Origin of the sequence: Isoptericola dokdonensis DS-3, assembly GCF_001636295.1 — a bacterium.
Taxonomy (GTDB): domain Bacteria; phylum Actinomycetota; class Actinomycetes; order Actinomycetales; family Cellulomonadaceae; genus Isoptericola; species Isoptericola dokdonensis.
In genome coordinates this window covers 3631610-3644170 of sequence record NZ_CP014209.1, presented here as the reverse complement: position 1 = coordinate 3644170, position 12561 = coordinate 3631610, and the positions used below count along the sequence as shown (strand labels likewise).

Annotated in this window: 12 protein-coding genes; 4 read left to right on the top strand and 8 right to left on the bottom strand. The window is 72.4% G+C overall.

Annotated features, from left to right (window positions below):
• Nucleotides 1–79: 79 nt before the first annotated feature.
• The gene (locus I598_RS16600; RefSeq protein WP_068204295.1) at nt 80–1297 is read left to right on the top strand and encodes a hypothetical protein; all 1218 of its coding nucleotides are present in this window, start codon (nt 80–82) and stop codon (nt 1295–1297) included.
• A 27-nt stretch (nt 1298–1324) separates the two neighbouring features.
• Here the strand turns inward: I598_RS16600 and I598_RS16595 are convergent, their stop codons facing one another.
• From I598_RS16595 to I598_RS16575, 5 genes are all read right to left on the bottom strand, one after another.
• A complete protein-coding gene (locus I598_RS16595; RefSeq protein WP_068204293.1) occupies nt 1325–2413 on the bottom strand; it encodes a sulfotransferase family 2 domain-containing protein in 1089 nt (362 codons plus the stop codon).
• Between the two features lie 175 nt (nt 2414–2588).
• A complete protein-coding gene (locus I598_RS16590) occupies nt 2589–3308 on the bottom strand; it encodes a sulfotransferase family 2 domain-containing protein (RefSeq protein ID WP_068204291.1) in 720 nt (239 codons plus the stop codon).
• Nucleotides 3309–3321: 13 nt separating this feature from the next.
• A complete protein-coding gene (cysN, locus tag I598_RS16585) occupies nt 3322–4632 on the bottom strand; it encodes a sulfate adenylyltransferase subunit CysN (protein WP_068204288.1) in 1311 nt (436 codons plus the stop codon).
• Between the two features lie 3 nt (nt 4633–4635).
• Nucleotides 4636–5538 (bottom strand): sulfate adenylyltransferase subunit CysD, encoded by a 903-nt coding sequence (cysD, locus tag I598_RS16580; RefSeq protein ID WP_068204286.1) that lies wholly within the window; start codon nt 5536–5538, stop codon nt 4636–4638.
• A complete protein-coding gene (locus tag I598_RS16575; RefSeq protein WP_083973440.1) occupies nt 5535–6431 on the bottom strand; it encodes an inositol monophosphatase family protein in 897 nt (298 codons plus the stop codon). The genes cysD and I598_RS16575 overlap by 4 nt, the downstream gene beginning before the upstream one ends.
• Before the next feature lie 69 nt (nt 6432–6500).
• Between I598_RS16575 and I598_RS18270 the strand changes: the two genes are divergently transcribed.
• On the top strand, nt 6501–6635 hold the full coding sequence (locus I598_RS18270; RefSeq protein ID WP_257722472.1) for a hypothetical protein: 135 nt from the start codon (nt 6501–6503) through the stop codon (nt 6633–6635).
• Nucleotides 6632–7846 carry an adenylyl-sulfate kinase gene (gene cysC / locus I598_RS16570; protein WP_068204282.1) on the top strand — a complete coding sequence of 405 codons (1215 nt, stop codon included), beginning with the start codon at nt 6632–6634 and terminating at the stop codon, nt 7844–7846. The genes I598_RS18270 and cysC overlap by 4 nt, the downstream gene beginning before the upstream one ends.
• A gap of 85 nt (nt 7847–7931) precedes the next feature.
• Here the strand turns inward: cysC and I598_RS16565 are convergent, their stop codons facing one another.
• Together I598_RS16565 and I598_RS16560 are read right to left on the bottom strand one after the other, a co-directional pair.
• Nucleotides 7932–8897, bottom strand: coding sequence for an ABC transporter ATP-binding protein (locus tag I598_RS16565; RefSeq protein ID WP_418268501.1), 966 nt, complete (start codon nt 8895–8897; stop codon nt 7932–7934).
• Nucleotides 8890–9894, bottom strand: a complete 1005-nt coding sequence (locus I598_RS16560) for an ABC transporter permease (RefSeq protein WP_232314206.1) — start codon at nt 9892–9894, stop codon at nt 8890–8892. Before I598_RS16560 ends, I598_RS16565 begins: the two co-directional genes overlap by 8 nt.
• Nucleotides 9895–10050: 156 nt before the next feature.
• On the opposite strand from I598_RS16560, the gene I598_RS16555 reads away from it, so the two are divergent.
• Entirely contained in the window at nt 10051–11316 is a 1266-nt protein-coding gene (locus tag I598_RS16555) for a CDP-glycerol glycerophosphotransferase family protein (RefSeq protein WP_068204280.1), read from the top strand.
• Here the strand turns inward: I598_RS16555 and I598_RS16550 are convergent.
• Nucleotides 11294–12556: a CDP-glycerol glycerophosphotransferase family protein gene (locus I598_RS16550; RefSeq protein WP_068204279.1), complete on the bottom strand. Its 1263-nt coding sequence runs from the start codon at nt 12554–12556 to the stop codon at nt 11294–11296. The two genes, I598_RS16555 and I598_RS16550, sit on opposite strands and share 23 nt — an antisense overlap.
• Between the last annotated feature and the right edge of the window lie 5 nt (nt 12557–12561).

Here is a 12561-nt window from a genome sequence, read left to right as displayed (position 1 = left end):
AAACACGACTCGGCACGACGCGTCCGGCCGACCCGCGCCCGGGCGCCGGCGTCCAGCACGTGCCACGCGGAGGAGACGGATGTCGACCAGCGTTGACCGGCCCGGCACGCTCGAGCTGCCCGAGCGGGCGCTGCTCTTCCACATCGGGCTCATGAAGACGGGCACCACCAGCCTCCAGAACGCCGCCTCGGCCCTGCGCCCCGAGCTCCTCGCGCAGGGGGTCCGCTACCCGGGCCGCAACGTCAACCACCGCAGCGCCGTCAACGACTTCATGGGCCACTCGTGGGGCTGGGGCACCCAGCCCGTCGCCGGGGCCTGGGCCAAGCTCCGCCGCGAGATCGACCGGGACACGGACAACCGCATCTGGGTGTGCCACGAGTTCGGGGCGAACGCCGACGACGCCACGGCCGCCCGCTGGCACGAGGAGCTCGGCGAGCGGGCCCACGTGGTCGTCACGCTGCGCAGCTACGGCTCCCTGCTCCCCTCCGTGTGGCAGCAGACCACCAAGGAGGGCGACCTGTGGCCCTTCGAGACGTGGCTCGCCGGCATGCTGGCCGACTCACCGCCCGAGGACCTGCGCCCCTTCACCGACCGGCACGACCAGGGCCGGGTCGTCACCCGGTGGGCGGAGGCGTTCGGGCCGGAGAACGTCACCGTGGTCGTCGTGGACAAGTCCACGCCGACCGTGCTGTTCGACGCCTTCGAGTCGATGCTGGGTCTCGCGCCGGGCCTGCTCGGCACCGCGCGGCTCGACGGCAAGGCGTCGAACCGCGGGATGTCCGTCGAGGAGGCCGAGTTCCACCGCGTCCTCAACCTCACGTTGCGGGAGCAGCTCACCTGGCTCGAGTACTGCAAGTGGTTCCGCGACACGGCGTCGACCTCGCTGCTGCGGCGCCGCGCGCCGGGCCCGCACGACACCCGGCTCGTGCTGCCGACGTGGGCCGCGGAGCGGGCCCACGAGCGCTCGCTGGGTCACGTCGAGCAGATCCGGGCGTCGGGTGTGCGGGTCGTCGGCGACCTCGGGCTGCTCACCGCCCGGGTGCCGTCGCAGGACGACCCGGCGATGACCGCGGCCGTGGTCCCCATCGACGCGGCCGCCGAGGCCCTGCTCGGGGTCATGCGTCAGGGCCGCCGCGACGAGGCCCGCCTGGAGGCGGCCCGTGCGGAGCTCGAGCAGGTGCGCGCCGAGCTCGACGCGCTGAAGAAGAAGAAGGCCCGGACCGTGGAGAAGGCCAGCGGGCGTGAGCTCGCCCACGAGCTCGGCGCCCGCGTCAGCCGCCGCCTGCACCGCGACTGAGACCGCGACCGGCCCCGGCCCGGCCGGTCAGGCGTCGGGCGACGGCGCGATGGTCCGCCGCATGCGCGACACCGCGGCCCGAGGAAAGCCCCGCAGGGTGCGGCGTTCGAGGGCGGCCTCCAGGTCCGCCACCCGGCGGGTGAGCCCGTCGATCGTCCGGCGGTCCTCCCGCTCCACCTGCCGGAGGCGGTCCTGCAGCTCCGCCGCACCCCGGGCGAGGTCGGCGATCCGCTGCCCGGCCGCCACCCGACCCGAGATGTCGAGGAAGGACTCGGGGGACCACGTCGGGTCCTTCGCGAGCACGGCGTCGAAGTCCCACAGGTGGCCGAAGCGCTCGAGGTCGCGCGCGTAGACGCGGTCCAGGACCTCCAGCACCTCCGGGGTGAACACCCGGCCCGAGACCGACAGCGGCGTCTCGTTCTCGCGCGAGAGGCGGTGCTCCCCGTGGAGCCCCTGGGCGGCCAGATGGTCGCGCAGGTCGTCCAGCAGCAGCGGCAGCCCCGAGGTCTCGTAGAGGTGCGTGTACGGCACCGCGGACTCCTGCAGGAGCGCCGTCTGCGGCTTGAAGTGGGAGTCGGCCAGGATCCGCGGGCCGTCGTCACCCTCGAGCTCACGGACGAACCGGCCGAAGTCCGCGACCACGTCGTCCGCCCCGCGCGGTACGCGGGGCAGCCAAGGGGCGTCCCGGAACATCTGCCAGGCGTGGCGCGGGTTCCCCACGAGGAACTTCGACTGCCAGGCCGACCACACCCGCAGGCGCGGGTCCCGGACGATCCCGAAGACGAACCACCCGTCGTGCGGGGAGATCGCCGCGCGCTCCTCCTCGTCGAGGTCCGTCAGCTTGGGCACGTCGACCCAGGCGGCCCGGCGGTGGATCGTCTGCTGCCGGGTCGGGGCGAAGCCCAGCAGCGAGTGGAAGGTCGCGGGGTCCTGCCCGCTGAGCTCGGCCGTCAGCCACTTCAGGCTGGTGCTCGCGTTCTTCGACACGTTGACGAAGACCACCTTGCGGTCCGGCACGACCATCGAGTTCCACACCGTGCCGGCGGCCCGCGCGTCGGCGGGCCTCGCCGGGGACAGCTCGACCCGACCACGTACCTGGGCGCTGCGCTGGGTCATCGGGGACTTCACTCCTTCGCGCGTCCGCCTGCTCGGCGGCCGGGGATGGTCGGGGCGGGCCCAGGATACGGCACGAAGCCCCTGGTCCCGCTGTCGCGACGTGGTCTCCCGGACGTCGCGTGACACACGGACGGGCCGCCACCGACGGCGTCGGTGGCGGCCCGTCCGTGATCGTTCAGAGTCGCTCGGCGAGGCGGGCGAGCCCGCGGGACGCCTTCGTCGCGGCCCGCGCGGCCACGCTCGCGGACTCGCCCGGGACCTTCTCCCCCGGACGCAGGTACCCGAACCGCTCGACGTCCGCCGCGTAGAACGAGCGGATCCGGGCGTCGAGCGTCGCGGACACCTCGACGTCCCTGCTCGAGATGCCCCGGGTCTTCTCGCTGGTGCGCACCCGGGCCACCTCGGTCGGCACGCCGAGGTCGTACCGCGCGTTGAGGTCCACCAGCGCGGCGTCCAGCCCGTCCTCCAGGCGGTACACGCGGGCGCGCGGCACCAGGAACTCGACCTGCGGACGGATGTGGTTGTCGTGGACGAAGGGGTTCGTCCCGAACCGCGAGAAGCTCTTCTCCGCCCACGCCTCGACCGCCGCGGCGTTCGTCGACAGCTCCTGCTTGTGCCGCATCACGTACTCGGAGCGGAAGCGCGCCACCGGGTCACGGACGACGGCGAACACGGCGTCGAACCGCTGGATCCGGAAGGTCTCTCGCAGGAGCGCCCCGTGCATGTGCTGCGGCGTGCACGTGCGCAGGTAGTTCGGCTTGTCCCGTGCCATGCGCCCGTCGTGGTACGTCATCACCCAGCCGGCGTCGACGAAGTGGCGTTCCACCGCCGACCCGCCGGTCTTGGGGATGTGGACGAACAGGACGTTGCGGCCGTCCTTGGTGAAGACTGGCATCGGTGCGTCGCCGTCAGGCCGATCGGGGCAGTCCGCCGACCATGCCGGCCGCGACCGTCTTGTTCGTCGACTCGTCGACCAGGATGAACGAGCCCGTGTGCCGGTTCTGCTGGTACGGGTCGACGAACAGCGGGACCGTGACGCGGAGCTTGATGCGGCCGATCTCGTTGAGCTTGATCTCGGTCACGTCCTCGTCGCGGTGCAGCGTGTTCACGTCGACGCGGTAGCTGACGTCCTTGACCATGGCACGGGCCCAGCGGGTCGTGTGCTTGATCGCGTACTTCTTGCCCTTGACCAGCGGGGCGGACTCGTCCATCCAGCAGATCTGCGCGTCGATCTCCTGCAGCGCGGCCGGGGTGTTGTTCGGCCGGGCGATCATGTCGCCGCGCGAGATGTCGATCTCGTCGGCGAGCCGGACCGTCACGGACATCGGCGGGTACGCCTCGGCGACCGGACCGTCGGCCGTGTCGATCGACTCGATGGTCGTCTCCAGGCCGGACGGCAGCGCCACGACGCGGTCGCCCGGCTTCATGACGCCGGACGCGACGGTGCCCGCGTAGCCGCGGTAGTCCCGCGCCTCGTGCGACTGCGGCCGGATGACGTACTGCACCGGGAAGCGGACGTCCACCAGGTTGCGGTCGGACGCGACGTGCAGCCGCTCGAGGTGGCTGAGCAGCGGCGAGCCGTCGTACCAGGGCGTGTTCTCCGACCGGTTGACGACGTTGTCGCCGACCAGCGCGGAGATCGGGATGAAGGTCAGGTCGGGCACCCGAAGCCGGGAGGCGAACTCCGTGAACTCCTTGCGGATGCTCTCGAAGACCTCCTCGGAGTAGTCCACGAGGTCCATCTTGTTGACGCAGACCACGATGTGCGGGACGCCCAGGAGCGTCGCGAGGAACGTGTGCCGGCGCGACTGCTCGATGACGCCCTTGCGCGCGTCCACGAGGATCAGCGCGACGTCGGCCGTCGAGGCACCCGTCACCATGTTGCGGGTGTACTGGATGTGCCCCGGGGTGTCCGCGATGATGAACTTGCGCTTCGGCGTCGTGAAGTACCGGTACGCGACGTCGATCGTGATGCCCTGCTCGCGCTCGGCGCGCAGGCCGTCGGTGAGCAGCGCCAGGTCGGTGTAGTCGTTACCGCGGTCCTGGGAGACCTTCTCGACGGAGTCGAGCTGGTCCTCGAAGATCGTCTTGGAGTCGAACAGCAGACGCCCGATGAGGGTCGACTTGCCGTCGTCGACGGAGCCGGCCGTGGCGAAGCGCAGGAGGTCCACCGAGCCGTCGGTGAGTGCCTCGGCGGTGGTGTCGGTCGTGGTGGTCATGGCTTAGAAGTAGCCCTCTCGCTTCCGGTCCTCCATGGCGGCCTCGCTCACCTTGTCGTCGCCACGGGTGGCGCCGCGCTCGGTGATGCGGACCGCCGCGGTCTCCTCGACGATCTCGTGCAGCGTCGCGGCGTCCGAGGCGACGGCGGCCGTGAGGTTCGCGTCGCCGACGGTGCGGTAGCGCACGGAGCGCACCTCGGACGTCTCCCCCTCCTTGAGGGGGGTGAACTCGTTCACCGCGAACAGCATCCCGCCGCGGTCCACGACCTCGCGCTCCTGCGCGAGGTAGAGGTCGGGCAGGTCGATGTTCTCGGCGGCGATGTACGACCAGATGTCCAGCTCGGTCCAGTTGGACAGCGGGAACACGCGGATCGACTCGCCCTGGTGGACCCGGCCGTTGTACAGGCTCCAGATCTCGGGGCGTTGGTTCTTCGGGTCCCACTGGCCGAAGTCGTCGCGGAAGGAGAAGACGCGCTCCTTGGCGCGGGCCTTCTCCTCGTCGCGGCGGCCACCGCCGAACGCGGCGTCGAAGCCGTTCTTCTCCATCGCCTCGAGCAGGACGGGCGTCTGGATGCGGTTGCGCGACCCGTTCGGTTCCTCGGAGACGAGGCCGCGGTCGATCGCGTCCTGCACGGACGCGACGACCAGCTGGATGCCGAGGCGGTCGACCCAGCGGTCACGGCAGTCGAGCACGGTCTGGAAGTTCAGGCCCGTGTCGACGTGCATGATCGGGAACGGGATCCGCGCGGGGGCGAACGCCTTGGCCGCGAGATGCAGCATGACGATCGAGTCCTTGCCGCCGGAGAACAGCAGCACGGGCCGCTCCATCTCGGCGACGACCTCACGGATGATGTGGATGCTCTCCGCCTCGAGGCTGCGGAGCTGGCTCAGGACGTGGGACGTCACGACTGGGCACCTTCCTTGATCTCCACGCCGACCTCGCTGAGCGCCGCACGCAGGTGCGCGGCCAGGGCCGGGTGGCAGACGAACAGATCGGGGAGCCAGGGATCCTGGCGGTTGTACTCGAGCGGCGTGCCGTCGAGGCGCGTGCACTCGTGGCCGGCGGCCAGGGCGACCGCGACGGGCGCGGCCGAGTCCCACTCGTACTGGCCGCCGCCGTGGACGTAGGCGTCGACGGTGCCGTCGACGACGGACACCACCTTGACGCCGGCCGACCCCATGGGGACCAGCTCGACGTCGTCGCGCTCGGCGAGCGCGGCGACGAACGCGGGCGGGCGGGAACGGCTCGCGGCGATCCGCAGCGGCCGGTCGCCGGCGAGGACGGCGGCGACGGCCGCGTCGAGATCGGTGGCCGACGCCGGTGCGTGCGTCGTGTGGACGACGTCCCGCGCCGGCAGCGCGACGGCACCGGCGGCGAGCCCGCCGGGCCCGTCGGTGGCGTCGTCGGTGCCGCGCACCCACAGGGCGACGTGCACGGCGAAGTCGTCGCGCCACGGATCCGTGGGCGCACCGTCCCCGGCGCGCTCCGCGAACTCGCGGGTGCCGTCGAGCGGGTCGATGATCCAGACCCGGTCGGCCCCGGTGCGCGCGGCGTCGTCCTTGGCCTCCTCGGACAGCACGGCGTCGCCGGGACGGGCGTGGGCGACGGCGGCCGCCAGCCAGGCCTGCGCGGCGGCGTCACCGGCGTCCTTGAGGGGCTTCGCGTCGAACGCGCCGCCGGCGGCGTCGACGTCGGCGCGCAGCCCCAGCAGCACCTCGCCCGCTCCCTGCGCGAGCGCGGTCGCCAGCGGACCGTCCCCCAGGGCGGGGTCCGGCAAGGCCGGGAATGGCGTGGGCATCGAGCTCCTCGGGGTCTGGGGCGGCAGCACGGGGTCATCGGGAACCCGGCTGAGGCTACCATTCCGTCCATGCGTGCCAGCGTGCTCATCCGCCGTCCGAGCGCGGCCGCACGTCCCTCCGCAGGTGCCGACCAGGACGGCCGCGACGCCGGCGCGAACCCTGCCCTCCCCGCCGCCCCGACGAAGGACCCCGACACCCCGTGAACCTCCCCGAGACCACGCACGTCCTCACCGACGACGAGCTCGACGCGCTCGAGCTCCACCTCGGCGGCGGCACCACCACGCCCGCCCTGACGGCGGGGGACGGCGGGCCCGTCACCCTCACCGACGCGGAGAACACCCCGCTGGCGGTGCTCGACGGCGGCTCGGCCACCCCCGTGAAGCCGCTCGCCCGCGCAGCCGGACCGCACTGGGACCCGGCGCTGCGCCGGGCCGCCCGCGACGTCGCCACCGACGTCCGCCGCGCCGTCGGGCCCGACGGCGACGTCCTGGCCGTGGTCGTGGACGAGGCGCCGACCACCGCCGAGCTCGGGGCCTTGCCCGGCCTCGTCCCGGGTGCCGCCGCCGTGCTGGTGCTCGCGCCCGTCGCGCGCCGCTCCCCCGCCGCCGGAGCCCTCGGCGGCCCCGGGCTCGCCCGCGTGGCCACGCAGGTCCGCGACGCCGCCCTGGCCGCCGGCGCCCCCCGCGTCGACGCCGTCGTCGTGCCCTGGGCCCACGGCCCGCTGACCGCGGACGCGGCCCGGGCCCACGGCGCGAACCGTGTCACCCGCCTCGCCGACGCCCGCCCCGCAGAGGTCCAGGAGGCGGTCGCCGCGCTCGGCACCGTCTGGACCGACGCCGTCGAGCGGCTCTACCCGCCGGACGTCGCCCGCGAGGTCGCCGACGCCGCCGCGCACGCGCGACGCACCGGCACGGTGGTGTTCTTCACCGGGCTGTCCGGCTCCGGCAAGTCGACGGTCGCCCGGGCGCTCGCCGCCGAGCTCGACGACGAGGGCGTGCGCACCACCCTGCTCGACGGCGACGAGGTGCGCCAGCACCTGTCCAAGGGCCTCGGCTTCGACAAGGCGTCCCGCGAGCTGAACGTCGAGCGCATCGGCTACGTCGCCTCGCTCGTCGCCCACCACGGCGGCGTCGCGGTCGCGGCGCCCATCGCCCCGTTCGCGTCGGGCCGCGCGAAGGTCCGCGCGCTGGCCGAGGCGGCCGGTCGCTTCGTGCTCGTGCACGTGTCCACGCCGCTGGAGGTGTGCGAGGCCCGCGACCGCAAGGGGTTCTACGCCAAGGCGCGCCGCGGGGAGATCGCCGAGTTCACCGGCATCTCCTCACCCTACGAGTCGCCCGACGACGCCGACCTGGTGATCGACACCTCCCAGGTGTCCGTGGCCGACGCCGTCGCGCAGGTGCGCGCCGTGCTGTAGCCGGACCGGCCCCGACGGGCCGCTCCGACGACAGGGGCCGTACCGCTGCGGCGGTACGGCCCCTGTCACGCTCCCGGTGCGGGCGTCAGTCGGCCAGCTCCTCGTTGTTCCGGTTGCGGCGACGCTGCCTGCCGCCCGCGCGCCCACCGGTGCCCGCGTTGCGGTGCGCCCGCACGAAGTCGCCGTAGGCGCGCGCCACCTCCTCGACCGGCCCGTCCATGACCAGCCTGCCCTGGTGCATCCAGAGCACCCGGGTGCACATGGCCTCGATGGTCGACAGCGAGTGGCTCACGAGGAACACGGTGCCCGCCTGCTGGCGGACCTCCTCGATCCTCGCCTTCGAGCGCGACTTGAACGCCGCGTCACCGGTCGCCAGGGCCTCGTCGACCATGAGGATGTCCGGGACCGCGGCCGAGCTGATCGCGAACCGCAGCCGGGCCGCCATCCCGGAGGAGTACGTCTTCATCGGCAGGTCGACGAAGTCGCCGATGTTGGCGAACTCCACGACCTCGTCGAACTTCTCGTCGATCTGCTTGGGCGTCATGCCGAGCGCGAGACCACCGATCTCGATGTTCTTCGCCCCGGTCATCTGCGGCATGAGCGCCGCGTTGACGCCGAGCAGGGCCGGCTTGCCGTCCACGTAGACGGCGCCGCGGTGCGGCGGGATGAGGCCGGTGATCGCGCGCAGCAGCGTCGACTTCCCCGACCCGTTGATGCCGACGATGCCGATGGACTCGCCGTGCCGCGCGGTGAAGGACACCCCGCGCACGGCGTGCACCTCGCTCACCGCACCCACGTGCTGCTGCCCCGCGCCCAGGAGCCGCTTGACGAAGCCCTTGCGCTTCACCGTGGCGTCCTTCACGGTCGCGCCGGAACGCTTCGCCCGGTCACGGCTGCGCCCGCCGAACACCCGGAACACGATGTGCAGGTCGTCGACCACGAGGCAGGGGTCGCCCAGCGGGATCTCCTGGGCGCGCTGACCCTTGTCGTCCTCCTCGACCTCCATGTCGAAGTCCAGGTGGGCGTCGGCCTCTGCCACGTCGTCAGTCACGTCCGTACCTCTCCTCGCCGTGCCAGAAGATGATGAAGCCCGCCACGAAGAAGACCACGGCCCAGACCACGCCCAGGACCCACATGATCGGCTCCTGGACGAACGCCGGCTCGTCCATGAGCGACGAGCGCCCCAGGTAGAGGTAGACCGAGATCGGCTGGAACTCCATGAGGGGCGCGAGCCACGACTGCACGGACTCGGGGAGCCGCTCCACGTAGTGCACGACGGGGAAGATGACGCCGGAGCCGTACATCGCGAAGCGCAGGACGAACGAGATGACGTTGTCGAGGTCGGGGGTGATGGCCACGACCCGCGCCATGATGAACGCCAGGCCCATGTTGAACACCCACAGGAGCGCGACCGCCGGCACCAGGAGCAACCACTCCCACGTCACCGGCACCGGGTCGTACTTGGGCAGGAGCCCGGAGCCCAGCACGATGAGGCACATCACCACGAGCGCCGGGACGAGCGAGGCCAGGTGGGACATGACGTTCGACAGCGGCAGGACCGCGCGCGGGAAGTGCAGCGAACGGATGAGGTTCGTGCGTTTCGCGATCGACCCGGCACCGCCGTTGACCGACTGCTCGACGAACCGGAAGAGGAAGACGCCGATCACGATGAACGCGATGGTGTTCTCCACACCGCGGCTGGTCTGCAGGATGATCCCGAAGATCAGCACGTAGACGGTCGCGTTGAGCACCGGGTTGAGGACCGCCCAGAGCTGGCCCAGGTAGTTGTTCTGGTTCCGCGCGTAGGCCGACGCCGTCCCGAGCACACGGACGAACGCCCAGCGTGACGTGACGTCCTTGATGTACGCCCACAGCGGCGGGCGCACACCCATCTGGGTGAGCCCGTAGCGCTCGGCGAGCTCGCGGCGATCTGCCGAGGTCCCCGTGGGGACGATCGGCTCGGGTGGCTCCGGCGCGGCGGACCGCTTCTCGGGCCCCGCCTTCCCGCGTCCACCCGAGGTGGAACCAGCGGTGATGTCGGTGGTCACGACGCGTTTCTACCTGCCCTTCGAAGTGGTGCCCCCGGCCGTCCGGCCGCATCGATCCTACAGCGGCACGTTGGCGGGAATCCCGCGCCTGCCGTGGAATACTCGGGGTGCTCTCGTGCGGGTGCCCGCACGGGTCCGTCCGGAGGAAGGATCGGTTTGTCGCACGTCAGCCCGCCGAAGCCGTCGATCGTCGAGCGCGGGAAGGTCCGCCTCGGACAGATCCTGCTCGGCGTCGGGAACGTCGCCAACCGCCTCGTCCGCGAGACCATGGTGGGTGAGCCGCCGCTGCTCGACCCCGACCTCCCGGCCCTGACGCCGCACCCCGTCGCCGTCTACTTCGCCGACCCGCCCGACCTGGTCTACCAGGTCCAGCAGTGGCTCCCCGTCCTGGCACAGGTGGCGGAGCACCGGCCCGTGGCGATCGTCACCCGGCACTGGGGCACGACCGCGGCGCTGCGCGACCTCACCGACCTGCCCGTCGTCTTCGTCCGCAAGCTGGACGGCCTGCGCCCCGCCTACGGCCGGCTCGGCACCAAGACGATCGTCTACGTCAACAACAGCATGCGGAACTTCCAGTCGCTCATCTACCAGGACGCCCTGCACGTGCACGTCAACCACGGTGAGTCGGACAAGATCTCCATGGTGTCCAACCAGGTGAAGGCGTACGACCACGTCGTCGTCGCCGGCCAGGCCGCCGTCGAGCGTCACCGCCGGGCGCTCATCGACTTCGACCTCGACCGGCTCGTCGTGTGCGGCCGCCCGCAGCTCGACCTCGACGTCGCGCCCGTGCTCGGGCCCGTCACGGGACGCCGGACCGTCCTGTACGCGCCCACCTGGTCCGGCGAGGACGACGCCAACAACTACACGTCGCTCGACCGGTACGGCGTCGCGATCGTGCGCGCGCTGCTCGCGCGCGACGACGTCCGGGTGGTCTACAAGCCGCACCCCCGCGTCCTGACGACGGACGACAAGCCGGTCGCGGCCGCCCATCAGGAGATCCAGCGGCTGCTCTCCGCGCAGGCGTCCGCCGGGCACGTCATGCCCCTGGCGGCGGACGTCCTGGGCGTGTTCGAGGGCGTCGACCTGCTGGTGACCGACATCTCGTCCGTCGGGCTCGACTTCCTCTACCTGCGCCCGGACGCGCCGATGGTGCTGACCGACCGCCGCACCGACCGGGCGCGGCTCCTCGCGGACGCGCCGATCGCGGCGGCCACCGACGTGGTCGACGCCGGTTCGGTGGGCGACGTCGCCGCGATCCTCGGCGCCAACCTCGCCGCCGACCCGCACCACGAGGCGCGGGCGGCGCTGCGGGACCACTACTTCGGGTTCGCGCGCGGCGAGAGCAGCCGCCGGTTCCTCGACCTCATGGTCTCGGCCACCGACCGCCGCGACGTGCTGATCAGCGACCCAGCTCGGCGTTGACCCGCGCCACCTCGCGGTCGCGCACGGCCATCAGCCGCTCGCACGCCTCGACGAAGCGGCGGGTGGCGGCGCCCGGGGACGTGTCGCCCAGGTAGTGCTCGCGCAGGCGCAGTCGCTCGGCCCGCGTCGGGTCGTCGCCGAGCTCGCGGTCGACCAGCGCGAGGACGTCGTCGAGGTCGTCGACGGTCAGCGCGGGCGCCAGCTCCAGCAGGGGGCTGCGGGCGATCGTCACCTGGCCGGTGGGCCGGGTGACGACGATCGGCTCACCGGTGGCCAGCCAGTCCATCGCCACGCCGGACACGTCGCACACGAGCAGGTCGGCGCCCGCGAACGCCGGGCCGACGTCGCCGGCGGTGTCGGTCGCGTGGCCCGGCCCCTCGGCGGGGACCGGCGCCTCGGCGAGGTAGTGGCGCACGGCGGCGTCGGCCTCCCCGTACGCGGCGTCCCGCACGCCGGTCAGCGGGTGCGGCCGGTAGACGACCCGGTAGCGGCCGGACGTCACCAGCGCGCGCACGACCGCGAGGCCGTGGCTGACCAGGGACCCGTACTCGGCGGACGGCTGGCCGCCCTCCCAGGTCGGGGCGTACAGGACGGTCGGCAGCGGTCCGCGGGGCGTCTGCTCCCGCAGGCGGAGCTGCTCGTCGAGCTGAGGCCTTCCCACGGGCACGCAGCGGGCCTCGGCGTCGTAGAGCGTGCTGAACCGCGCCATCCGCTCGACGGCGGCCCGGCCGGCGACGAACGAGAAGTCGTACGCCTTGGTCTGGTTCGACACCGTGACGAGCTTGTCGCTGTCGCCGTGCATGAGGGACGCGTGCACGAGGTTGCCGAACCGCAGGCACGTGAAGTTCTCGGGGTTGTGGTTGACGTACAGCGCGAGCTTCGTGGGCGACCGGCGCAGGACGTCGTCGAGCGTCGTGTAGTGCGCGACCGTGCGGACGTCGAGCCCCGAGTCGCGGCGGATCGCCGCGGCCGTGCGGGAGTCGCGGGTCACCACCACCAGCGGGTGCTCGGCGTGCAGCGCGCGGAACGTGTCGTACCACTGCTCGATCTGGTACAGCGCCTCGGCGGTGTCGGCGAAGTAGACGAGCACCTCGTACGGCCAGGAGGTCCCGAGCAGGGCGGCGTCCTCCCCGTGGCCGTCCGGGGTGCCGGCGGGCAGCATCCCGAGGCGGCGGATGACCTGTCCGCCCGCCGAGCGGATCTGACGGCGCCAGGTGGCGCCCCGGGGTGCGGCAGGCATGGAAC

Coding starts and splice junctions, on each gene's coding strand:
- cysN (WP_068204288.1), bottom strand. CDS start 4,632: ATGACCACCACGACCGACACCACCGCCGAGGCACTCACCGACGGCTCG.
- I598_RS16600 (WP_068204295.1), top strand. CDS start 80: ATGTCGACCAGCGTTGACCGGCCCGGCACGCTCGAGCTGCCCGAGCGG.
- I598_RS16550 (WP_068204279.1), bottom strand. CDS start 12,556: ATGCCTGCCGCACCCCGGGGCGCCACCTGGCGCCGTCAGATCCGCTCG.
- I598_RS16590 (WP_068204291.1), bottom strand. CDS start 3,308: ATGCCAGTCTTCACCAAGGACGGCCGCAACGTCCTGTTCGTCCACATC.
- I598_RS16575 (WP_083973440.1), bottom strand. CDS start 6,431: ATGCCCACGCCATTCCCGGCCTTGCCGGACCCCGCCCTGGGGGACGGT.
- I598_RS18270 (WP_257722472.1), top strand. CDS start 6,501: ATGCGTGCCAGCGTGCTCATCCGCCGTCCGAGCGCGGCCGCACGTCCC.
- I598_RS16595 (WP_068204293.1), bottom strand. CDS start 2,413: ATGACCCAGCGCAGCGCCCAGGTACGTGGTCGGGTCGAGCTGTCCCCG.